Genomic DNA, 25,048 nt, shown 5'->3' with positions numbered 1-25,048 from the left:
ATAGTCCGCAATAGTTCAGCACTGACTATTTAAATTCTGCTTTGGTTGAGTCACGCTCAACAATTTCAAAGTCGAGTACATTTCGAAACTCTCGACTATTGGCTTTTGCCAAGTCATTAAACTTACCCGATGCGATAATTTCAATAGCTAGATCTGCCATAGCTTGAATAGGCTGTTTAACCGTGGTTAAACTCGGAGATACGGTTACCGCTAAATGTCCATCATCAAAGCCAACAACTGCCAAATTATCTGGTACAGAGATACGGTTAAGATTTGCAGCTGAAATTACTGCTGCCGCCATTTCATCATTGGCAGCAAAAATAGCGGTTGGTCTATCTTCTAACGACAATATTTTTTTAGCGGCCGCTAAACCTGTGTCGTAAGTAAAATATCCTTGTTCAATATATTCTGGAGGTACATTTATTTGATTAGAGCGCAGCGCATCTAAATAACCTTGATATCGTAAACGACTCACCCCTTGATTGGGGTTACCAATAATGTGCCCTATTTTGGTATGACCTTTTTTAATTAATAATTCAGTCATTTCAAAACTGGCTTGGTAATCGTCCATACAAATGTAAGGTGATAGATTAAGTTGGGTATCAGGCGCTATACGAACAAACGTCACATTAGCCTGCTGCAACATATTAAGCAGTTTTTCGTCGTTACATATTGGTGGTAATAAAATAAGTCCGTCGACTTGTGTGACATCAATTAACTCTTTTACTGAAGCGATAGACTTGTCAATATCGTCATCAATTTCATCAACCACTAAATGATGACCGGTTAAGCGACAACTTTTTAAACCACGTAATAAAAACTTACTGACATAAGACGTATCAAGATCAACATATAATAAACCAATAAAAAAAGATTTATTACTTGCCAAGCGACGAGCGGAAACATTAGGGCGATAGTTGAGGGCCTTTACAGCGTCCATCACCAAGGAACGTTTTTCGTCACTGACTTTTACATCGTTGTTTAATACTCGAGATACCGTCATATTCGAGACGCCCGCTTTTTCAGCAACATCTTGAATTCGAGCACGTTTAGGGCTAGCCATAAACTAAATTTGTCCTAAAAATCAATCTTTACAGTAATGTAACTGTAACAAATACTGATAGCGATATCATGTAAAAGTTGCTTTAAGCTTCATATTTACTTGTAATTCAGCATAGTTAAGACTTTCCTTCATTTTTTAATGGTTAAATGGCGAATAATCACCCACCATTGGTACACTCGATAAAAGTTAACTAGGCGCTTAAATATGAAGTTTTAACAGTTGTATAAAATTCTTTCGCATAACTGCCTTGCTCGCGAGAACCGTATGAAGAACCTTTAGTGCCGCCAAACGGTACATGATAATCAACACCCGCGGTTGGCAAATTTACCATGGTCATGCCCGCTTGAATATTTTCTTGAAAATGCTTGGCATATTTTAGTGAAGTGGTACAAATACCTGCAGATAAACCAAATTCACTATCATTAGCCACAGCCAAGGCTTGTTGGTAGTCTTTCACTTTAATGATCGTAGCAATTGGACCAAAAATTTCTTCTTGGTTAATACGCATATCATTGGTGGTATTAATAAATAACGCCGGTGACATATAAAAACCAGTTTTCGCAAGCGTAAGTTTTTCACCTCCACATACCAGTTCTGCACCTTCAGCTTTACCTATTTCTACATAAGCTAAGTTTTGTACTAATTGTTTTTCATCAACCACAGGACCAATATCAGTTGATTCACTTAACGCATCGCCAACCGTAATTTTACTCATTCGCTCTTGCATCGCTTTTACAAATTTATCATGAATACCGGCAGTGACAATAATACGACTTGACGCGGTGCAACGCTGGCCAGTTGAATAAAAAGCACTTTGCACACAAGTTTCAACCGCAAGATCAATATCGGCATCATCAAGCACTATTGCTGGGTTTTTCCCTCCCATTTCTAGTTGAATCTTTTTCATATTCTTTACCGCTTCAACGGCAATAGCACGGCCGGTATTTACTGAACCGGTAAAGGTTATTGCTTTAACATCTTTATGTTTAACTAAGATATCACCAACAACTTTGCCTTCCCCCATCACAAGGTTAAATACCCCTGCTGGCACACCTGCTTCAACAATAATTTCAGCCAGTGCGTGGGCACTCGCAGGTACCAATTCAGCCGGTTTGAATACTACTGTATTGCCATAGGCAAGTGCTGGTGCAATTTTCCATGCAGGAATTGCAATTGGGAAGTTCCAAGGCGTAATAATACCAACAACTCCAACAGGTGAACGCGTAGTAGTGACGCTAACACCTGGCCTTACTGAGTCAATTGCTTCGCCTGATTGCCTTAATACTTCACCCGCAAAAAATTTAAAAATAGAACCAGCACGGTGAACCTCGCCCATTGCTTCAGCCCTAGTTTTCCCTTCTTCACGTGCAAGTAGCTCACCTAATTCAACTTGTCGACTAAGAATTTTATTACCAATGTTATCAAGTATGTCACTACGTTGTTGTATACCCGTTCCCGCCCAAATAGCTGTTGCATCTTTAGCTGCCATTATTGCATCTAGCGCATCTTGTTTATTCGCTTCGCTAAAATAACCAATAACCTCATTAAGGTTTGACGGGTTAATATTTGTTGAATAGCGCTCACTTGGCACCCACTTGCCATTAATGTAGTTCTTTTTAACTTGGTTATTTTCTTGTTGAATTGTCATAGCTTAACCCTAAATTAATTTAATTATTGATATACAGAAAATACGTACCTAAAGCAGTTTTCTTGCACTTAAGTTTTTCATTAGTGCATTAGTACCAAATGTCCACGGTGTTATAACGTTGCTATAATTAACCGTATTTTCCAGACAGCCTAATTTGCTTGAAGAAATCGATACTTTGTCACCGATATGATGAGTAAAGCCGGCCCCTTTATCGCCACGATCTTGAGTGGGTGCAAATAGAGTTCCGGTAAATAACGCAATACCGTCTGGGTATTGGTGGCTGCTATTACGTGTTTGTTTAACTAAATCTGTTACATCGCGGCTAATTTCTTTCATGTCACTATGGTCTTGCATAACAAAACCTTCTGTACCTTGAATCGATAAATTCACCGTCATTGTTCGTACATCATCAAGCGTAAAACTTTGGTCAAACAAACGAATAAAAGGCCCAATACTGCATGAAGCATTATTATCTTTTGCCTTACCTAGCAATAAAGCACTACGTCCTTCAATGTCACGCAAATTAACATCATTACCCAAAGTAGCACCTAAAATATCACCTTGACTGTTTACGATAAGCACCACTTCAGGTTCAGGGTTATTCCAAGAAGAATTGCGGTGAATGCCAATTTCATCGCCAAGACCAACAGATGATAAAGGCTGAGATTTAGTGAACACTTCAGCGTCAGGCCCTATGCCCACTTCAAGATATTGCGACCATAAACCTTGTTCAATTAACACGGCTTTTAGCTGCATAGCTTGTTCTGACCCAGGCACAATTTCTCTGAAGTCAACATCAAGCGTTTTCGATAATTGTTCGCGAAGCTGATTAGCTTTTCTGGCATCGCCGCCCGCGCTTTCTTCAATGACTCGTTCGACCATGCTACAAACAAATGTAACACCACAGGCTTTAATTGCCTGAGTATCAATTGGCGCCAGAAAATATGCTTGGCTGGTATCCGTCTTTTTCGACACCGTATTAAGCAATATATTTTCAACTGAACCTATTTTTTCTAGTGTGTGATTTACAGATAAATCAGCTAAAGCTGTATTTTCTAATAGTTCTGATATCGTTGGCGCAATGGTCGTTAAACTATATACACCGTCAGCTTTTATCAGTACAGGTGAAGGACCTGTAATACCAGACTTATCTGTATGCCAAACTCTGCCTATTAATAGGCCAGTGAATTGATCTTCTGGCAAATATTTCACCACTAAAGATGCAGTGTCGTTCATGCGTTCCCCTAAGCAATTAACTCTATTTAAATATTGTGTAACTAACCTGCAAAAGGTGGTACAGCGATACCGCTGGCGTCAGCTGTCGCGATAAATAAACCACCTGCTTGTGGCTCCTTAGCCAGCTGTTCATCGCTCAAACATTTTTTCGCTGTGGTGAATACCATTCGGTTAAGGTTTTCGCCAACAAAAGTACAGCTGGTAATGTTTGATACAGGGAATTGATATTCAGTCAACCTTTGTCCCGCTTCACTGTATTTAACCACTTTGCCACCAGCGAAATGACATACCCATAAATTGCCTTCGCTATCGACATTCATACCATCGGGATATCCATCTTGCTCTGGAATATTAATGAATACTTGCTTGCTGGTAATTTGGCGATGTTGATCTAAAAAGATTTTATAAATCACGCGTTTTAACGTATCGGTGTGGTACAAAACAGCATTATTTTTAGTAAAGGCGGGACCATTAGTGATGCAATAGCCAGTATCGATTATTTGCCACTGCAGCTGAGCATCAAGTTTATATAGAGCACCTGATTTCAACTGTTCATTATCATCCATAGTGCCTGCCCATAGCTCACCAAAAACGTCAATTTTTGCATCGTTATAACGATTATTAATGATGTCTGATTCAGGGCTAGCAATAGGCGTAAGTAAGCCACTAGATAGCTCTAACAAAGCAAACCCTTCACGCAAAGTGACAATAAAGCCTCCTTGAGCACGGCAATTGATACTACTAATTTCACTATCAAATTGCCAAGTTTGATGGTCGCTACCGTCAAGCTTTACCGAGTGTAAACGCTTGCCAATAATATCAACCCAATAAATACGTTGTTCTATTGCATGCCAAATTGGACCTTCACCTAATTCACATTGGCTATCGCACAGAAGCGTTAAATTTTTCATTATTTATCACCTCTTAGTTGATGCTTAAAAGCCAACATATCGCCATATGCAATTCCACTGCGTTTGATCGTTCTTTGTTGTGATTCAAAGTCAACATGAACTAAACCAAAACGCTTGTTGTAACCTTCTGCCCATTCAAAGTTATCTAAAAAGCTCCAAGCAAAATAGGCTGAAATATTAATGCCTGAGATAACCAGTTGGCTTACAACAGCTAAATGTGCTTTGAAATACTGAACTCGACGCGGGTCATCGACACCTTGAGGAGTAACTTTGTCGTCAAAAGCGGCCCCATTTTCCATAATCATAATTGCAGGCAACTGATAGTCTTGACAAATTTTGTCAATAGTCATTTTCAATCCTTGCGGATAGACATCCCAACCCATAGCTGTTTTTTCAAACTCAGTAGCTTCAGCGTTTTCGTAGCAAGTATATTGGTTGCTCATTACTGGTGTAGCAGATTGAACCACATTTCGGGTATAATAATTTACGCCGATATAATCAACAGTTTGCTTTATTATCAGCAAATCTTCCTGGTAATTTTTAGGTAAATAATTTTGGTAAAGTTCAAGTAAAGTATCAGGGTAACAACCTGACATTAGTGGGGATAAAAATAAATCCCACTGTTCTTGGTAAGCGATATTGGCTGCATATTTATCGTTAAAACTATCTGTTGCTGCTTGACTAGGCCCACCATTTAATACAATACCATGTTGACTGTTAGGGGCATTTTTTCTCAATAGCGGTAAAGCCAAACCATGTGCTAATAATTGATGATGCACGCTATGATAGGTAGCTTTTCGACATTGTAATCCCGGGGCATGAATACCATGTAAATGACCGAGAAAACTTGTTACCCAGGGTTCATTAAACGTTGCGTAAGCGACAATTTTGTCACCAAAAAACTGACTAACAATATCAGCATAAAAAGCAAATTCTTCTGCCGTTTTTCGGTTTTGCCAACCACCAATATCTTGCAAATATTGAGGTAAGTCCCAGTGATATAAGGTGATATAGGGTTTAATGCCCTGCTCAATCAAACAATCAATTATTTGTTGATAAAAGTTCAGCCCTTGTTGGTTTATTTCTCTATCAATTGAACTAATGACGCGCGGCCATGAAATGGATAAACGATAAGCTTCAATGTTTAACGACTTCATCAAAGCAATATCTTCTTTCCAGCGATTAAAGTGGTCACACGCGATTTCACCTGAGTCGCTATTAGCGATAGCTCCTTCTTGGCGGCAAAATACATCCCAAATAGAGTCAACTTTACCTTCGACAGTGGTACTACCTTCAATTTGATAGGCTGAGGTTGCAACACCAAAAGTGAAATTATTTTTCAATAGGGGTGATTGAGTATCGATAAGTAATTCTTGCATAGGTTTATACATTTATTTGTTAACTTTTTTTAGGCTTGATTCTCGCTCAATGACTTCAAAACTAAGCACATTTCTAATATCGCTAGCTTTAATTTTAGATAAATCACTAAGCTTGCCAGATGCCAACAATTCAATTGCTAATTCAGACATCTCTTCAATAGGTTGACGAACTGTAGAAATGTTTGGCCACACTGTTGTCGCCAACTGGGTGTCATCAAACCCAATCACAGCCAGTTGATTAGGTACATCAATAGCGTTCATATGGGCTGCTGAAATGGTAGCTGCTGCCATATCGTCATTAGCTGCAAAAATGGCAGTTGGTTTATCCTTAAGGTTTAATAGTTTTTTTGCAGCCATCAAACCTGACTTATAAGTAAAACTACCTTGTTCAATGTATTCAGGCGGCACATTAATCTGGTTTGAGCGCAGCGCATCCAAATAACCTTGATAGCGTAAGCGACTTACACCTTGTTTAGCATCTCCAATAATATGGGCTATTTTTTGGTGGCCCTGCTTGATAAGTTTTTCAGTAACCTCGAACGCAGCTTGGTAATCATCCATACAAATATAGGGAGACGCGTTTAGTTCCCTATCAGGTGCGACGCGAACAAAAGGAATGTTACTTTTTTTTAGTAAATCGACAATATCTTCACAGTCACATACAGGAGGCAATAAAATCATGCCATCAACTTGAGTAATATTGATAAGGTCATTAACAGAATTTAAACTGGCTTGTTTATCATCACCAGTTTCATCAATAATAAGGTGATAGCCTTTTTGTCGACATTGCTTTAAAGCACCTAACAAAAATTGACTGACATAAGACGCGCTCGGGTTGTCATACAATAATCCTAAAAAAAACGACTTGCTACTGGCTAAACGCCTAGCAGATACATTAGGACGATATTTTAACGTCTTTACAGAGCTAAGAACTTTGATACGGGTCTTTTCACTGACTTTAGTATCTTGATTTAAGACACGAGACACTGTCATTGAAGATACACCTGAGTGCTCTGCAACATCTTGTATCCTTGTTCTAGCTGGTTTTGACATAAAAATTTCCGTGAATAATACAAATAATTATGTAGTGGCCATCAACAGTGAATGTAGATGGCCACTATAAAAGCGTAGTTATCGTTAACTTAAAATAAGCTTAGAAACTACCACGAATACCAATGTTATAACGCGCTTCATATTCTTGAACACCTACGAGTTGATTTTCAAATCGGCCGTGTTGACGAGAGTCTTCACCAGTAATGTTGATTGCTTCAACAAAAACACTTAGTTCAGGCATAACGTCGTAGCTAATGTTTGCATCCCATTGGCCGTACTCTTCAGTAAATACTGGCTCATCTGGAGCGCGTAATTGGTCAGTCGCTAGCAAGAACTCATCACGCCAGTTATAAGCAATACGTGCTTGTAAACCATTTCTGTCGTAGAACGCTACAAAGTTAGCTGAGTCACTTAAACCTAATAGTGCAAGTTGTTCAGATACATCGTAAACATCATATTCAACATCACCGTCAACAAACGTGGCGTTTGCTTGAATACCAAAGCCACTTTCACCAAATAAGTGTTGAACAGCAAGTTCTATACCTGAAACTTCTGCATCTTCAGCGTTTTCAGGTGTAGTGATTTGCCAAACAATTTCAGGCTGACCTGGTTGCTGACTTAAACAAGCCGGGTTAGTTGCATCACCATTTGCCGGACAACCGTAATCAGTTGGATTAACACTTGGTTCTGTTAATGCCTCACCTTTGTCGTTATAAAACGCACCCGTTGTCGTACTATTTGAAATATAGTTACCTACCCATTTCTTATAATAAGCTGCTGATAAATAACTGCCTTCGTCATAATACCATTCTACTGATAAATCGATATTATCTGATTCGTAAGGAAGTAGTTCAGCATTGCCTTGGTAAGAAAGGTATGGACCACCAGGACGTGAGTTAGCAATTACAGCAGCAGGACGAAGTGCAACTAAATCACTACGGGTAATACTTCGACCGTATGCAGCACGAACCAAAATGTCATCAGTTAACTCAACATTGACGTTTAAGTTAGGTAAAAATACGTCGTAGCTACCATCGAATTCTGTTACCGCATAGTTTTCACCCGTATATTGTGGGCGTAACTCAGTAAGGCTCATATAACGTAGATGCGTTACCGTATCTTGGTTTGTGCTACCTGTTGTATCTGTTTTTTCATATCTGAAACCGGCAACTATACCTACAGGAAAGCCAGCAAATTCAGAATCAAATTCCATTTGGAAGTATGCATGAAGCGTATCTTCTTCAATACTGTTATAAGTATCTGGGTTATATGTGATGCCTATATCATTTTCAATTTGTTGATAAACTTCATCTACATTAAAGTCCATGTAATATGGGAATAATGTTTCTGAACCACTAAAACCCGTTAATAAACCATCTGTGCTAACACGACTGACCGCGTCACCAAGTACTAACTGGTTAATGGTAGTTTGATGGAAGCGCCATGTAGTGTCATATTCGTACGCTTGTTGGCCTAAACCAAAACTGATACTGGAAAGTGCATCATCATTTGAGTTAATCCAAACAAAATCTAACTGCCATTGATCAATAGTGTTTTCGGCTTCATTACCACGACCAATTGCTAAGTTACCTGTCACCATTTGCGGATCGTATGGGTCAGCGTTTGCGTGATCACGACCGTTTAAATCAATGTTCGCACCAGGGTAGAAACCTGAAGAATCAACAATTGGCACTGGCGCGCCTAATACTGGAATATCAGTACCTTGGCTATAATCAATATCATACCCACCAAAGTAACAGGCAGTCCCAGGGCCTTGACAAGTAAAGTCTGAGTTAGACAATAAAACCGCTTTATCACTTAACAAACCATCTGGTTGCGCATGCGCAGTTGAATGATGGTAATCAAAGCTTGCTTTGAAAGTATCAGTGATTTGCCAATCTGCATTAAAACCAATTGAATCAGTATTCGTTTCAATTCTATCGTGATACCCAATAAAGTCTGTACCACCAGCACCACTGGTTGTTTTAACAACCGTACCATTTGCGTCAGTAATACCACCTACCCAGTTACCAAACCAGTGAGCAACTTGATGACGTTCAACTTCATCTTCAAAGCGTGACATTACATAGTCAGCAGTGAAAACAAGATCTTTTGTTGGCGCAAACTGAACAACAACCTGACCATTTTGACGAGTACGGCTATGATCTGAAACATCCATATTATAGTTTTGCGCACGCCATAAATACGAATCTGGATTTTTGGAAGTATCAATCGCACTATCGTCGATTTCAGCACCTAAACCAGGACACTGCGATGTTGTGTAACCTTGTTCACACGCAGGACCTTGTCTTAACCAACCATCAGAAGTTGCCATTGCTTCGCGTGAATCACGTTGAGCATGAGAATAAGCAACAAGAACCCCCAACTTATTGTCTAAAAACTTGCTTGACAACATACCTGAAAGTTCAGGAGTAATATCATCACCTACTTCATTAGAAGTATCCATGACACCTTTAACAGAATAAACAGCTTTAAAACCGTCGTAATCAAAAGGGCGTGCTGAAGTAATATTTACGGTTGCACCTATACCGCCTGATGCTTGTTCAGCATTGGCCGTTTTATATATTTCTACGCCACTTACTGATTCAGAAGAAATCTCGGCAAAGTTAAATGCACGAGCTTGTGTGCCACTACCTACGGTATCTTGTTTTGGTGAAGCAGCATAAGGCATAACACGGCCATTTAACGTCACCATGTTAAAGCTAGGACCAAAACCACGAACAGTAATTTGGTTACCTTCGTTATTAGCTCGGTCAATTGATACACCAGGAATACGTTGTAATGACTCAGCTAAGTTAGTATCTGGCATTTTACCAATATCTTCAGCTGAAATTGCGTCCATAACGCCACTTGATGAACGTTTCAAGTCCATAGCACGAATCACCGACGAACGAATACCACGCACTTCTATAACTTCTACTTGTTCTTCAGCTTTATCATCTACTTCGGCTGCATTGGCCAGTGGTGCTTGCACTAAAGACACTGCACCGACACTTAAAGCAACAGCAAGACTTGTCGCTATTTGAGACTTTTTAAATGTTTTCATTTTCTCCCCCAAAGGTATTATATTATTTTAGTTGAACAGACAGTTAAATATCAAATTCATGTTAACGCTATCATTTAGCTTTTTTAAAAACAAGCAAATTAAACAATAAAACTTTTAAGCATGATAAATAAAACAGAAAACAAAAGTAAAAATATACATAAAATACAGCCACCTAGCGCACAAAAAAACAATATCATAAATTGTAAAAAGAATATCAAACCACGGTAAATATTCAGTAATAAATAAAGTATTTGCTTAACGTTCAATAATAGTCACAATTACACTATCTATTCTTATCTTTTGTTAATACTTTTAGTTTTTATCATTGACAAACGTTTTTTTTAATACGAATATGTTAGCGCTACCAAGAAGGATGTTTTATACAGGTGAAAATAATGAGATTGATATCAAATCTAACAATGCTTAGCCTTGCGGCCACACTCATTGCTTGCAATGGCTCATCATCAAATACTAACCAATTGACCGAGCAACCTAGCTCTACGAAAAAAATTATCAAGGGCAAGTTTACCCCTGACGGTGACAAAACCTTGCTTTTTATAGGTCAAGACTCTGACACTATCTCCGCCTATATTAATGAAGTCCCAGAAGACAGTATTGAAGGTGTTACGTTGTACACGCAACTTAAAAGCAATGACATCAATAAAACCTTGTTTGCTGTATTGTCGCCAGCTGACTGGCAATCGGGAGAAATGAATTTTCCAAAGACTTTGGCTGAATCTCCCAGAGCTTCCCTAGCCGTTGGTTTAGCACTAGATAACTGCAAACAAGAAAATCACGAAAGTAATATTGCCAATGGCGCATATGACGACACATTAAACTTTATGGTTGAACACTTTAAGTCATTGGCACCTCGTAAGGTATTTTTACGTATTGGTTATGAGTTTGACGGTCCTTGGAATTGTTATACGCCAGCCACATACAAGAAAGCATTTCGTAAAATAGCACTCGCGATAAAGGCACAACATGCCGACAATATAGTTACAGTTTGGCAAAGTGCGACTTGGCCTGACGGCTACGGTAATGCAATTTATGACTTTAACCAAACTAATCATTTAGAAAATTGGTATCCAGGCGATGACGTTGTTGACTGGGTAGCCATGTCAATATTCTATCGTGATTTATCCCAATGGAATTATGTGCCTCCAACAACACCAGCTCAATCACAAGAAAAGGTACTAAATTTTGCTATAAAGCATAATAAACCCGTGATGGTAGCTGAGTCAGCTCCCCAAGGTTACCGTACCGGAGCCCTTACCCATAGCTTTATTCAAGTAAACCAACAAACGCCTGTAACCGCTAAAGAAATATGGGAAAACTGGTACCAACCTTATTTTGGCTTTATTAATGAAAATAAAAATGTCATTCGCGCCGTCGCCTACATCAACACCCATTGGGAAACGCAAGCCATGTGGGAATGTCAGCCCGGTATACCAGCAGGTCAGGAAGGCTGTAACGGTGGTAATTGGGGCGACAGTCGCATACAAGCCAACGAATACATAAAAAACAAATGGTTGGAACAAGTAAATAATACTGAGCGCTGGTTGCAATCTAGCGACTATTAAAAAGCCAAACAATAAATCTTGCAACTAAATACACTTAAAAAGAACCAACAACAGAGCATATTATGAGTAAAATAATTAACCCAATTTTGAGAGGTTTTAATCCAGATCCAAGTATTTTAAGGGTTGAAGACGATTATTACATTGTAACCTCAACTTTTGAATGGTTTCCTGGTTATCAAATTCATCATTCAAGAGATTTAATTAATTGGCAGTTAATTAATCGCCCGCTAGATCGCGTCTCGCAACTCGATATGAAAGGTGTGCCCGACTCATGTGGCGTTTGGGCACCCTGTATTACGCACCATGATGGTATTTTTTATCTACTTTATACCAATGTAAAAAGCTTTGATGGTGAGTGGAAAGATACGCCTAATTATTTAGTAACCGCAACTGACATTAACGGCCCTTGGTCAGATCCCGTGTTTTTAAACGCCAGTGGCTTTGATTCTTCATTATTTCATGACGACGACGGTAAATCGTATTATGTGAATATGTTAATGGATCACCGCGACCGTAAATTTTTTGGTGGTGTTGTATTACAAGAGTTTGATAAAAAAACTAAAAAGCTAGTTGGGAAAATTCATTATATATTTGAAGGTACTGAGCACGGAAGAACTGAAGGACCACATATTTATAAACGCAATGGTTATTATTATTTAATGACCGCAGAAGGCGGTACTAGTTATGAGCACTGCATGACCTTAGCACGTTCAAAATCTATATTAGGTCCTTACGAAGTACACCCTGAAAACCCGATTATTACAGCTAAATATGACAGTGACAATTATCTTCAGAAAACCGGGCATGGCGACATTGTTGAAACACAAACTGGTGAATGGTATGCCGTATTTCTAACAGGTAGACCTTTAACCAAGTTAGGTCGATGTATTACAGGGCGTGAATCCGCCATTGAAAAAGTAGAATGGCGAGATGACGATTGGCTATATTTAGCCTGTGGCGGTAAAACAGCTCGAAAAGAAGTTGAAGCCCCGAGCTTACCTGAGCACACGTTTACCAAGACGCCCCAGCGTATTAAGTTTGATAGCGAAAAAATAGATATCAACTTTCAAGCATTACGTATTCCAATGAGCCAAGATTGGGTTAACCAAACTGACCGTCCGGGTAATTTACGTTTATACGGACGTGACTCTTTAAGCTCTTGTTTTAACCAAAGCATGGTTGCAAGGCGTGTACAAGCTCACCACACGACCGCCCATACAGTCATTGAGTTTTCACCTGAAAACTTCCAACAAATGGCGGGATTAGTGTGTTACTACAATACGATTCATTACCATTATCTTCATATTACTGGTGACGATTTTGGTGCCTATTCCGGTAAAAAGTTTATTAACATTCTGACCTGTGATGATCATAAAACAACTTGCCCAATTGGCAAACCGATTGAACTACCTAATGTTGATAGGATTTATTTAAAAGCTGACTTTAACGGTGCTGATTTGCAATTTTACTTTGCAACCGAGCACACTAATGGTGAGCCTAACTGGCAAGCACTAGGACCGGTTTTAAACGGTTCAATTTTATCTGATGATTATGTTGAGCATGCAGAACGCCATTTTCATCCATGTTTTACCGGCGCTTTTTATGGCTTAGCTTGTCAAGACTTGTCGGGCCAAAACTTACATGCTGATTTTGGCTACTTTGACTATCAAGAATTTGATCAAGACTAGGAATTGATATGCGCGGATTAAACAATAAAAAAGCGATAGTTACTGGTGGCGGTCAAGGCATTGGGAGGGCTACGGTTGAAGCACTATTAGCACAAGGTTGCAGTGTTACCTTTTGTGATATGGACGATATTGGCTTGGAATGCTTTACAGAGCTAAAAGCTAAGGGGGCGGATGTTCACTTTATCAAAGGAGACATGTCAGAAGAAAGCTTTTGTATTGAGCTTTGTCGCTTTGCAGTTAAACAAATGGGTGGTATAGATTTACTGGTTAATAACGCTTTTTCATTTATTGCAGAAGGCGTAAATGCCTCCAGAGAACAATGGCAGCGTTCACTTATTGTTGGCCCTGTCGCCTTTGCTACTATGATCCAACACAGCCAAAAACATATGGCAAAAAATGGCGGTAGCGTGGTTAATATCAGTAGTATTTCTGCGCATATTGCCCAACCCAATCGTTGGACCTACAACGCAGCTAAAGGCGCAGTGAACCAATTAACCAAGTGTGCCGCTTTAGATTTAGCTATTAATAATATTCGTATTAATAGTGTCAGCCCCGGTTGGATTTGGACAAACGCGGTTGATCAAGCCGCTGATTATAATAGAGAAAAATACGATCCTATTTGGGGAAAATACCACATGTTGCGCCGCTGCGGTCAGCCAGAAGAAGTAGCAAACGCCGTTGTCTTTCTATTAAGCGACGAAGCCAGCTTTATTACTGGTACTGATTTACCGGTTGATGGCGGTTACTTAGGGCTAGGCGGCGAAGGTTTAGGTGAGCAGTCAAATATCCCAAATATTGATTAATCGTTTAGTTCCACCCCGTTTACGTCTATGTGGCAGCATTGTTTGTTTGGTCTAACATATACCAGCTCATCATTGTCCCCGTGGCCACATAGACCTTTTTATTCATGCAAACTTCAATGTTGATTTAAAAAAATGAATGCTGTAACTAAAAGTGAAGTGCTTATTATTGGCGCAGGTTTAGCAGGTATTTGTGCCGCGTTAGAATTATTAAATGCCGGCAAAAGCGTGACCATGGTCGATGCTAATCCAAAAGAAAAATTTGGTGGGCTCGCCAACAATGCTTTTGGCGGCATGTTATTAAACCAAACTGCTGAGCAAAAGCGTTTATTTGTTAACGACTCACCGGAGTTAATGCTTAATGATTGGCTAAGAGCCGCAGAATTCTCCAAGCAACATGTTTGGCAAAAAGCTTGGGCGAAAGCCTATGTTGAACGCAGTAATGAAGAAGTCTATCTTTGGTTGAAGTCACTCGGCATTAGTTTTTTCCCTATTGTGCACTGGGTTGAACGCGGCGATTTTCAACCAGGAAATTCTGTGCCTCGCTATCATGTTGCTTGGGGCTGCGGCCAAGGGGTTGTGCAAACATTAATTGATAAACTTCAACATCACCAATACGCAAAAAATTTAACCCTATATTTTGACCATCGAGTTAATGAACTTACTAAAACAAACAACCATATTACCGGTTGCTCAGGTACAAATATCGGTGGAGAGTTTCAATTTCAAGCAGAGCACACCGTAGTTGCCTGTGGTGGTATTAATGGCAACCTAGCGCGTGTTCGCCAAGAGTGGGACCCAGTATATGGTACGCCACCTAACAATATGCTTAACGGCAGCGATCCAATTTGCGACGGAAGATTACATGACCAAGTTGATGAAGTCGGCGGCAAAGTGACTAACTTAAAATGGATGTGGAATTACGCCGCCGGCATTGCAAAACCCAATGCGCAATTTGACAATGAAGGCTTAGCGCTTATTCCGCCCCGCTCAGCATTATGGCTTGACTGTTACGGACGACGGGTTGGCCCAGATCCGATGATGGGCGCTTTTGATACCCATAGACTATGCAAACGCATGGGACATTTAGACCATCAATATGGTTGGATAGTACTTAATTGGCATGTTGCAATTCGTGAAATGGCCATTTCCGGTTCAGATATGAACGTTAACTTTCGCGATAAAAAGTTTCTTAAGGTTTTACTTGGCGTTATTCAAGGCTCGGGCAAACAAGTCCAATGGATGATAGACGAATGTCCTGACGTTGTATCTGCGCCAACGCTGGAATTATTGGCTAGGAAAATGGATGACGTGGTTGGTTGTCAACGTATTAATATACATGGCATGCGAGCTGATATTGAAAAATATGATCAGCTGATCGTCAAAGGTAAAACCTATTACGCTGATGACCAACTTAGGCGCATAAGCCAAGCCAAACGCTGGATTGGTGATTATGTTCGAACTGCAAGCTTTCGCCCAATATTAGATAAAAAATCCTTACCGCTTATCGCGATTAGGCTAAGGTTTTTAAGCCGAAAAAGCATGGGAGGAATCGAAACCAACCTAAGCTGCAAGGTATTAGATAAAAACAACAAAACCATTAATGGCTTATATGCGATAGGCGAAGCCGCAGGTTTTGGTGGTGGTGGCATTTGTGGCAAACGCTCACTCGAAGGCACCTTCCTTTCGAACTGCATTTTTAACGGACGCATTGTCGCCGATACAATCATTCAAGGTGCTTAGTTAACAATTCTCTGTGCAATTTACGCAACAAACGGTTTAAAAATTTATTGGAGTTCGCATGACAAATTTACTCTTTCAACCGATAACCTTAGGTCAAACAGTGCTGAAAAACCGTATCGTCATGGCACCGTTAACACGCTCATTTGCTGACGAACACTTAGTACCAACTAAACTAATGGCTGACTACTATGGCCGACGAGCCGATGCGGGCTTAATTATTTCTGAAGCAATACTCGTAAGTAAAGGTGGCCAAGGCTACCCTAATTCACCCGGGATTTATAACCAAGCTCAAATAGAGGGTTGGCAAAAAGTTACCAAAGAAGTACATAACAATGATGGGAAAATTTTTGCTCAGCTTTGGCATACGGGGCGATTATCACATTCAATCTACCGAGAGGGGCAGCCTCCTATTGCACCCTCTAATGTTGGTTGGACAGGGCGCGTACCACAAACCCAAGAGCTGTATTATCATGATGAAACACCAATACCTATGGACCAATTGGAAATCAATCGCGTAATAAATGCCTTTGCCCAAGCCGCTAAAAATGCAAGGCAAGCAGGTTTTGATGGTATAGAGGTTCATGGCGCCAATGGTTATTTAATTGATCAATTCTTACATTGTACGAGCAATACTCGTACCGATAACTATGGTGGAAACGCACAAAACATGTGCCGATTTCTATTTGAGATTATTGACGCTATCCAATTAAAAGTACCGAATTTTGACATAGCATTGCGATTATCTGTGCATACGGGTATCAATGAAGAGTGGCAAGTAATGAAACATGATGATCGTGATAGGCAGGTGTTTGAATATTTACTGTCCAAATTAAATAGCTATAACCTAGCCTATGTTCATAAAGGTATGTATGACGACTACTTTGTCGCTGAGCTGGGCGCAACATCAACAGAATTTATTGGTAAGCATTATCACGGAAAAGTAATGGCATGTGGTGGCTATTCACCAGAAAGCGCTAATGAGAGCATCAAACAAGGAACAGCTGATTTAGTTGCCTTTGGTCGTCCTTTTATCGCCAATCACGACTTTGTTAGTAGGGTTAAACAACAGCAAGCAATAAAGCCTTATGCTGTAGAGCAACTAGCCACACTGTATTAATTAAACACTTTGCATTATCTGGATAACTGGAGCAAAAATGAATGTTTTAGTATTGTCAGGCGACATATGGCACCCAAGTGAGATAATTAAAAAAAACTTTACCGATTTATTTGGCGCAGATGACTTTAAAAACAAAAACATAAAGGTTGATTATTTATCAAACCTAACAAATATCGCTTGGCAAGACATTGCCAAATATAAGCTGATTATATTAGCAAAATCTAATCACTGCTCAGAAACCAATCAGCAGCCTTGGCTAGAAAAAAACACTGCAATGCAATTAGTTAATCATATCAAACAAGGCAATAACTTGTTTGTAGTGCACTCGGGATTAGACGGCTATGATCAGCATGCTAATTTATCTAGCTTAATTGGTGCAAGCTTTGTACAACACCCTGAGCAATGTGAAGTTGAATTTAAGGTGACAAAGCAGCATGGTTTAGGTAAGAAAATTAAAAATTTCACAAGTACAGACGAGCACTACTTTCTTAATATTACCAATGATGATCTGTCGGTATTAGCTTATACCATTTCAACACATGGTAAACAATTAGGCGCGTGGACACGTAAACAAGGGCAAGGCAAAGTTGCGGTAATGGTGCCAAGCCATAATCAGCAAGCTTGGCACCAAGTAGCCTATCAGCAGAATTTAGCTCAGTTAATTCTCTGGCTTATGCAAACAAACGTTCACTAAGTTAGCGCCACGCGCTAATAGCTTTATCAAACACACCATAAGGCATGATGTGTTAAACGACTATAAGACTTAGCTAGAAGGGTTAAAGCTCGGTAACAAAACTTTTAACCTTCAACTCACGATCAAGTAATAAAGGGTAGTCAGTTCGACCTGTCATTGGCCAGTCGTTACGCCATGTTTGGCGATCTGAAACACCCCAAAATGTTACTCTCGAAAGTTTGTCGCTGTGTTGCTTTAAAATGGTAAATAGCTGTTTATATCGATCGGCTAATTGCTGTTCAACGGCTAACGGTAAGCCATTAACATAGGGGTTATATTTGGCTTGTAATTCGACATTTAACCCAACATCAGCGCCCTGCTCGCTATCTTCTGGAAACGGTAATACCGAAATATCAAGCTCGGTTATCATTACTTCAACACCCGTTTGTGCAAAAGCGATAATCGAGTCTTCCATTTGTGATAAATCGGGATAATCAAGTGCGTAATGCCCTTGCATGCCAATGCCGTCAATTCGCACACCGTTAGCTTTTAAATCATTAACCAGCTTGATAACGCCGGCTCTTTTTTCAGGTTTAAACAAGTTATAGTCATTGTAATAAAGCTTGGCATTAGGCGCTGCCTTTTGAGCCATGGTAAAAGCTTGCGCTAAAAAATCTGGGCCGATAATCTCTAACCATTTAGATTCACGCAACGTACCATCTTCATTAAATGCTTCGTTGACCACATCCCATGCAAAAATTTTATCTTTGTATCGGCCGGCAACTTTATTAATATGTTGCTCCATACGAGCCAATAACTGCTCGCGGGTTAACGGCTCGCCCGCGTCATTTTCAAATACCCAATCAGGTGTTTGAGAATGCCATACTAAGGTATGCCCAACTAATTCTTGATTATTTTCTTGTGCAAAAGCAACAAGCGCATCAGAGGCTAAAAAGTCATAAACTTCAGGCTCAGGATGAATTCGTTCCCATTTCATAGAATTTTCAGGCGTAAAAGTAGAAAAATGTGCTTTAGCCGCGACCAACTCTTGTGGGAATTCTTTCAAGATTTGTGCTCTGCTGAGCGCAGTACCTATTTTAAAATGCTCGGCAAAATGCTGTTGCAAGCTAACAATATCTTTGGTTTGGCTAATATTGGCAGCGCCAGTTGTAACCTTGCTTTTAGCTGCAGGCTCAGAAAGCAAAGCACTGTTATTACAACCTAAAAGCATTGCTGAAACTGATAATAAAGCTGATGTGGTAATTTTTTTATTCATGTTGTCTATCTATTCCTACTCGGTGTTTTTTCTACAATATCAAAAAAACACTAATTGTCAACTTGACTATTTCATATTTTATACGTTAAATTATAAAAACCTAATGGTGAAGTAACAAAGTGATTGCAAGTTTTGGTATCGAGAGCAGTTACGTCCCCCGATGAAACGATACGCTTTTTGATCCAACCAAGGCACATTTAATGTGCCTTTTTTTTCATTGTTAACATTCAGTATCAGTTAGCTACTTCACTAATTGCTTTAAGTGCCGGTTTTGGATGAAAATCTCTGTTCCAAAGCAAAGGGTAGTTGGTACGATTAGGAATAGGATAATTGTTTTTCCACGACATACTGTCTTCAACACCCCAAAAAGTCACACGGTCAATTTTTTCACGCAGCTGATAAAACAACGTAAATAATTCACGATACCTATCGCTTAGCTGTTGCTCTACATCTTGAGGAAGTTTTACTGGGTACGGGTCTAAGAACTTCTTAAATTCAGGCAGTTGAAACTGGCTATGCATAAAACCTTGTCCAATCACCTGTGCTTCTTTGGTAAGAGGTAAAACATCAACATCAAGTTCGGTGATCATCACTTTAATGCCCAGTGCACTGTAGGCATTAATAGCATCTGTAATATCTTGATTTGACGGAAAATTAAGTCCCCAGTGCGCTTGTATACCTACGCCATCAATACGAATTCCTGCTGCTTGTAACATTTTTACCATACGAACAATTCCATCACGTTTTTCGGGTCGCCAGGCATTAAAATCGTTGTAATAAAGTTCAGTATTCGGGGCATATTGCTGCGCATATTTAAAGGCCGCTTTTACTAAGGTATCTCCATCCCCTACCGCATTAACCCAATTGGTACTTCGATAGTTGCCGTCTTCTCCTATCACTTCGTTGACGACATCCCACGCATCAACTTTGCCAGCATAACGGCTTGCAACCACGTTAATATGTGCTTGTAAACGCGCTAATTGTTGCACTTTAGTGTTCGGCTTACCTTCGCTATTGACAAAAAACCAGTCTGGGGTTTGGTTATGCCATATGAGTGTATGACCGACAATAAACATGTTCTTTGCTTGGCCAAACGCTACAAAATCGTCAGCCGCTTGAAAATTAAATACATTTGGCGCTGGGTTCACTAACTCCGCTTTCATCGAATTTTCCAAGGTAATACTGTTAAAATGATGTTCGGTGATCGCTTTACCTTGTCGGCTTTTGCCGCTAACAATATCATCGTTTACCGCTACCCCCATTTTAAATGCAGCCTTAAAATGTGACTTTAGCGCAGTAGCGGAGGACGCTTTGGCGGTCGCATTGCTGCTAGCAGTTAACACGCCCAGCATCAGTAGCGTCAACATTGACAATGCAAACTGTAACCTGTTGCTTTTTATTTGATCAGATAAGCGTTTTTTCTTTATTTGAATCGTTTTCATAACTTCCCTCGTTTTATTGCTAGGCACTTTTATACCGAGACCAAACAAAATAGTCAAATTGACTATTACAATTTAATGTTCTACTATAGTCAACGTTAATCCCAATTAGCTCAAATAGGTCAGATAGCTCACAAAACTAATTAAACCCAGACAACAAACGGCAATAGTGAAATAACAATATGACTCACCTAAAAATGTCCTTAATAAAAACGTCTTTCGCACTAGGTACTCTTTGCGCTGCCTCACCAATATTAGCAAAGAATATTAGCTGTGATGCCTCGCTTACGCCGATAGTAGCTCAGGAAAAACCGCAGTTACTTAGTCAAGCATTCAAGTTTTTAGAAGGACCAACCTGGTCAGAGACTCAGCAAGCGTTTTACTTTTCTGAGATGGACTTTAGTGGACCACAAACGTTTGGACCCAAAGCAAATATTTATCAATTACAACTACCCAATGAAATTTCACTGATTTTCGAAAACAGCGGTAGTAATGGCTTGATAGCAACAGGTGATCAGTTAATCGCCATGACACACGATAACCGCGCCATTAGCACATTTAATTTACGCACTAAACAGCGAACCACCTTAGCGACTCACTTCAATAAAGTACCCTTTAATTCGCCAAACGATGTTGCTCTAGACAGTAATAACACACTTTATTTTACCGACCCTACATGGCAACTCGGCGCGAGAAAACAACAGTCTCCTTATACTGGGCTGTATCGGTATAACAACCAAGATAAAGTGACTTTATTAGACGCTAGCTTAGATAACCCAAATGGCGTGATATTTTCAAACGACTATAAAACCTTATTTGTCGGTGATTATAGCAATCGTGTTTTTTCTTATCAGGTCAGCAAAGAAGGTAAGCTAAGTAACAAAAGGGTTTTTGCTAATATTAATGTGCCTGATGGTATGGCCATTGATTGTGCCGACAACCTTTATGTTGCCAGCCATGGCGACGGCAAAGTGCTGATATTTAATCAGCAGGGTAAAAAACTAAGCAGTATCGATGTTGCGCCAAAAGTCACTAATATCGCTTTTGGCGGAGAGCAGCTAACCACATTGCTCATTACCACCGCCAATGGCTTGTATCGTTTAACAACGCAACTGCCGGGCAAAGCCTATTAATTTGATAGCAGTTACGTTTGAATGGGTGATTTCGTTACCTATTCAGGTACTGATTCAGGTACTTATTTAGGTACTTATTTAGGTACTTATTTAGATAAAAGCTCAGTAAAATTTTTCCCCGTAGCTGCCCAAAATATACCGCCATAGACATGTGCTAAAAATGCTTCATCTTGATAGACCGCAGGTAAATGCCCTAACGCCGTATAAAATGAACGACCACCAGCAAAGTTTTGATACCAAGCAATAGGGTGAAATTCGCCCATGCCCTTCCCGTTAACCTTGCCCCAATCAGATTTTGTATTGTAACTGCGCTCATCGACCGATAATAAATAGGTGAGATTTTCATTATGATTGGGTGAAAAGTCATACCATTCATCTGTCCATAGCATAGACTTTTTAAACGCTGACATACCGGGGAACTTATCGGTTTCAACCGTTAATAATGCAGTTTGCACTTCGGGGTGGATGACAAATGTATGCCCCACTAACTGCTGAAACCAAGGCCAGTTTTTTTCGGTATCCGACGCACTATGAATACCAACAAAGCCCCTACCTTTACTCATAAAACGTTGCAATGCTTGTTGTTCAGGCTCTGCCAATACATCACCTGTTGTCGACAAAAATACTACCACATCAACCGCACTTAAATAGTCATCATTAAAGTATCGACTTTCTTCGTGCCACACTAAATTAAAATAATGTTTATCTGCTAATTTTTGCAATGCCTGAACTGCTGTTGGAATTGATTTATGGTGCCACTCATTGGTTTTGGTAAATAACAACACGTTAAATTGTTTATTTGGCATATGCTTAAAATCTATCGCATAGGCATGATGATTAACATTGACAATCGTTAACCATAATAACGCAAGTGTTAGTGGCACTTTCTGCGTCAATATAGGCGACATATTTAGCAATGATAAGAATGCCTTTAGGCGAGTGTAGATATTAACGAACATTATGTTATTCCCTTATTTCTCTTATTTCTCTTATTTCTCTTCGCTAAATTGAATAAACATGTTGGCAGTTAGACGTCCATGCAAGGGATCAGTACTGATATCGGTTGTAACATCGACTAGGCTAGAATGTAATAATTGCCCCGGAAATATCACTAAACGATTTGGCTTATAGGCAATTTCTTCATAACAATGAAAAAGCGGATGCTCTTTCTCGCAATAGCTTTTGGTCTGATTATTTTGCTGAAAATATCGTTGCGTATTTTGATAGAAGTAGTCTTTACTGCTGTGGTCTATTTTCTCTAACCCTGAGGGTTTATGCTGATAAAATCCTAAACCGCCATGCGCCCCTTGGCCGATATAATGAATAACAGCAATAAGGTGCGAACTTGGCGTATCAAAATGCGGAATAGTTTGTAGCGATGATAGCTGCTCGGGCTGATGAGTTAATAATGAAAAATAATTATCTTTGGGTAATGGCCGATAATGTTGGGGGATATTAAATATGCCATAAAGCCCTTTCATCAAAGGCTGTAAATAGTCAACCACTAAGGGTTTTGGTAGTTTAGATCTAAGCCCCGGATAGCTAGTAAAATTGTCGGGTTCAAACTGCCCTTCTTGCTTGGCAAGCTCGCTTAAGCGCTCAAAGTTTTCAAAATAGTCGTCAATAATCACCACTGGCGTTTTATTTGCGCCAATGGTTTTATATTGTGGTGAAATGTGCGGATTAACAGCAAACATTACATCGGTTTTGCTAAACAATATTGACGAATAAAATCTAAGTGATGCGGTAGACTATCAACCCGTTTAGCGATTGAATTTTTTATCGTATCAAGGAAGTTTTTCAATTCTTGATCTGACATATTATCAACAATAGGATGATAACTTTGCGGCATTAACCCTTGGCCAATCATTACTTGGATCCACGAGGTTTCGCCAAATAGTTCACCGTCGGTTTTAAATGCCTGCGCCGACTCTTCAAATAAATCGATACGTGATTTAAGTCCCTGTGGAATTGGCATGGTTTTACAGTAACGCCAAAAAGCACTGTCGGTACGTTCGGTCACTTTATAGTGCATAACAATAAAGTCGCGGATATTGTCAATTTCAAAGCGCATTTTGGCATTAAAATCATCCGCTAGGCTTTGCTCCATTGCTTTGCTTGGCAGGTGTTGTAATAAACGAATAATACTTTGTTGAATAAGGTGAATACTCGTTGACTCTAGCGGCTCTAGAAAACCACTTGATAAGCCAACAGCTACGCAGTTTTTGTTCCAATGCTTACGACGAGTCCCCGTGCGATATTTAATAATTTTTGGTTCGTTCAGTAACTTACCTTCGATATTACCTAACAAGGTTGCTTTTGCTTCTTCGTCAGAAACATGTTTACTGCAAAATACCATGCCGTTACCCATTCGATTTTGCAGCGGAATTTTCCATTGCCAGCCAAAGGGGTGGGCAATAGAGCGCGTATACGGCAGTGCAGGTTTAACTTGCTCTGTTTGAACGGCAATAGCGCTATCACACGGTAACCAGTGGCTCCAGTCTTCATAACCTGTATGCAGTGCTTTTTCGATAAGCAAACCTACAAAACCCGTACAATCAATAAACAAATCACCTGCAACCGTTTTACCATTTTCCAATGAAAGCGACTCAATAAAGCCGTTTTGTGGTTCAAGGTTTACCTGTTCAATCTTACCTTCAATGCGCGTTGCGCCATGTTGCTCGGCAAATTGGCGTAAAAATTTGGCATACAAACCTGCATCCAAATGAAAAGCGTGGTTACGGTCTTGGTTCGATACCACGGCAAATTTTTGCTTTCGACATGCAAGGTGCTCAGGGCAGTAATCACCAATTTCACTGGCGATGTTTTGCTGTTGCCCTTTTAACCAAAAATGTTGAAAACCTGCCGCCCAACAACCTTGCCCTAAATAACCAAATGAGTGAATGTAGTCTTTATTTTGATCACGCCAATTTTCAAACGAAATACCGAGTTTAAACGACGCATTGGTTGCGGCCATAAACTCAGACTCTTTTATTTTCAGTAAGTCATGAAAAATATGTAAGGTAGGAATTGTTGCTTCGCCGACACCAACCGTTGGTATTTGGTCAGACTCAACCAAGGTCACATTAATATTTTTGCCAACAAGCTTGGCAAATGCAGCTGCGGCCATCCAGCCAGCAGTGCCACCACCGGCAATAACGACATTGTTAATTGCACCTGTTTTAGCGGTATTGTTTTTGGTTGATTGAGTGTTCATTGTTATTCCTACTTCATTTTTA

General features: G+C 39.8%; 19 protein-coding genes. 7 read left to right on the top strand and 12 right to left on the bottom strand.

Annotated elements, in window-relative coordinates:
- Positions 1-25: 25 nt before the first annotated feature.
- From ACRRSQ_RS02740 to ACRRSQ_RS02710, 7 genes are all read right to left on the bottom strand, one after another.
- A complete protein-coding gene (locus ACRRSQ_RS02740) occupies positions 26-1,063 on the bottom strand; it encodes a LacI family DNA-binding transcriptional regulator (RefSeq protein ID WP_440874157.1) in 1,038 nt (345 codons plus the stop codon).
- A gap of 190 nt (positions 1,064-1,253) precedes the next feature.
- On the bottom strand, positions 1,254-2,711 hold the full coding sequence (locus ACRRSQ_RS02735) for an aldehyde dehydrogenase family protein (RefSeq protein ID WP_440874156.1): 1,458 nt from the start codon (positions 2,709-2,711) through the stop codon (positions 1,254-1,256).
- Positions 2,712-2,759: 48 nt separating this feature from the next.
- Complete coding sequence (locus ACRRSQ_RS02730; RefSeq protein WP_440874155.1) at positions 2,760-3,947, bottom strand: fumarylacetoacetate hydrolase family protein; 1,188 nt, start codon at positions 3,945-3,947, stop codon at positions 2,760-2,762.
- 41 nt (positions 3,948-3,988) lie between these two features.
- Positions 3,989-4,858, bottom strand: a complete 870-nt coding sequence (locus tag ACRRSQ_RS02725) for an SMP-30/gluconolactonase/LRE family protein (RefSeq protein ID WP_440874154.1) — start codon at positions 4,856-4,858, stop codon at positions 3,989-3,991.
- The gene (locus tag ACRRSQ_RS02720) at positions 4,858-6,249 is read right to left on the bottom strand and encodes a GH1 family beta-glucosidase (protein WP_440874153.1); all 1,392 of its coding nucleotides are present in this window, start codon (positions 6,247-6,249) and stop codon (positions 4,858-4,860) included. Before ACRRSQ_RS02720 ends, ACRRSQ_RS02725 begins: the two co-directional genes overlap by 1 nt.
- Entirely contained in the window at positions 6,250-7,290 is a 1,041-nt protein-coding gene (locus ACRRSQ_RS02715; RefSeq protein ID WP_440874152.1) for a LacI family DNA-binding transcriptional regulator, read from the bottom strand.
- A 100-nt stretch (positions 7,291-7,390) separates the two neighbouring features.
- Positions 7,391-10,357, bottom strand: coding sequence for a TonB-dependent receptor (locus tag ACRRSQ_RS02710; RefSeq protein WP_440874151.1), 2,967 nt, complete (start codon positions 10,355-10,357; stop codon positions 7,391-7,393).
- Between the two features lie 395 nt (positions 10,358-10,752).
- On the opposite strand from ACRRSQ_RS02710, the gene ACRRSQ_RS02705 reads away from it, so the two are divergent.
- The 6 genes from ACRRSQ_RS02705 to ACRRSQ_RS02680 all read left to right on the top strand — a co-directional run bounded on the left by ACRRSQ_RS02705 (position 10,753) and on the right by ACRRSQ_RS02680 (position 17,982).
- Positions 10,753-11,940 (top strand): glycoside hydrolase family 26 protein, encoded by a 1,188-nt coding sequence (locus ACRRSQ_RS02705; RefSeq protein WP_440874150.1) that lies wholly within the window; start codon positions 10,753-10,755, stop codon positions 11,938-11,940.
- A 62-nt stretch (positions 11,941-12,002) separates the two neighbouring features.
- Complete coding sequence (locus ACRRSQ_RS02700; protein ID WP_440874149.1) at positions 12,003-13,628, top strand: glycoside hydrolase family 43 protein; 1,626 nt, start codon at positions 12,003-12,005, stop codon at positions 13,626-13,628.
- An 8-nt stretch (positions 13,629-13,636) separates the two neighbouring features.
- Entirely contained in the window at positions 13,637-14,431 is a 795-nt protein-coding gene (locus ACRRSQ_RS02695) for an SDR family oxidoreductase (RefSeq protein WP_440874148.1), read from the top strand.
- 132 nt (positions 14,432-14,563) lie between these two features.
- The gene (locus ACRRSQ_RS02690) at positions 14,564-16,171 is read left to right on the top strand and encodes an FAD-dependent oxidoreductase (RefSeq protein WP_440874147.1); all 1,608 of its coding nucleotides are present in this window, start codon (positions 14,564-14,566) and stop codon (positions 16,169-16,171) included.
- Positions 16,172-16,229: 58 nt separating this feature from the next.
- Entirely contained in the window at positions 16,230-17,288 is a 1,059-nt protein-coding gene (locus tag ACRRSQ_RS02685; protein ID WP_440874146.1) for an alkene reductase, read from the top strand.
- 37 nt (positions 17,289-17,325) lie between these two features.
- Positions 17,326-17,982 (top strand): ThuA domain-containing protein, encoded by a 657-nt coding sequence (locus ACRRSQ_RS02680; protein ID WP_440874145.1) that lies wholly within the window; start codon positions 17,326-17,328, stop codon positions 17,980-17,982.
- An 82-nt stretch (positions 17,983-18,064) separates the two neighbouring features.
- Here the strand turns inward: ACRRSQ_RS02680 and ACRRSQ_RS02675 are convergent, their stop codons facing one another.
- Together ACRRSQ_RS02675 and ACRRSQ_RS02670 are read right to left on the bottom strand one after the other, a co-directional pair.
- The gene (locus ACRRSQ_RS02675; RefSeq protein ID WP_440874144.1) at positions 18,065-19,237 is read right to left on the bottom strand and encodes an endo-1,4-beta-xylanase; all 1,173 of its coding nucleotides are present in this window, start codon (positions 19,235-19,237) and stop codon (positions 18,065-18,067) included.
- Between the two features lie 233 nt (positions 19,238-19,470).
- Positions 19,471-20,679: an endo-1,4-beta-xylanase gene (locus ACRRSQ_RS02670; RefSeq protein ID WP_440874143.1), complete on the bottom strand. Its 1,209-nt coding sequence runs from the start codon at positions 20,677-20,679 to the stop codon at positions 19,471-19,473.
- 194 nt (positions 20,680-20,873) lie between these two features.
- Between ACRRSQ_RS02670 and ACRRSQ_RS02665 the strand changes: the two genes are divergently transcribed.
- Positions 20,874-21,809, top strand: a complete 936-nt coding sequence (locus tag ACRRSQ_RS02665) for an SMP-30/gluconolactonase/LRE family protein (RefSeq protein WP_440874142.1) — start codon at positions 20,874-20,876, stop codon at positions 21,807-21,809.
- Between the two features lie 86 nt (positions 21,810-21,895).
- Here the strand turns inward: ACRRSQ_RS02665 and ACRRSQ_RS02660 are convergent, their stop codons facing one another.
- The 3 genes from ACRRSQ_RS02660 to ACRRSQ_RS02650 are packed head-to-tail and all read right to left on the bottom strand — an operon-like array spanning position 21,896 to position 25,026.
- Positions 21,896-22,768, bottom strand: a complete 873-nt coding sequence (locus ACRRSQ_RS02660; RefSeq protein WP_440874141.1) for a ThuA domain-containing protein — start codon at positions 22,766-22,768, stop codon at positions 21,896-21,898.
- A 30-nt stretch (positions 22,769-22,798) separates the two neighbouring features.
- The gene (locus tag ACRRSQ_RS02655) at positions 22,799-23,506 is read right to left on the bottom strand and encodes a DUF6445 family protein (protein WP_440874140.1); all 708 of its coding nucleotides are present in this window, start codon (positions 23,504-23,506) and stop codon (positions 22,799-22,801) included.
- On the bottom strand, positions 23,506-25,026 hold the full coding sequence (locus tag ACRRSQ_RS02650; protein WP_440874139.1) for a tryptophan halogenase family protein: 1,521 nt from the start codon (positions 25,024-25,026) through the stop codon (positions 23,506-23,508). The genes ACRRSQ_RS02655 and ACRRSQ_RS02650 overlap by 1 nt, the downstream gene beginning before the upstream one ends.
- Positions 25,027-25,048: the final 22 nt, after the last annotated feature.

The sequence above is a fragment of the Thalassotalea sp. PLHSN55 genome (assembly GCF_052030545.1).
Classification (GTDB): Bacteria; Pseudomonadota; Gammaproteobacteria; order Enterobacterales; family Alteromonadaceae; genus CANMXU01.
This window is presented reverse-complemented; position numbering and strand designations above follow the sequence as displayed.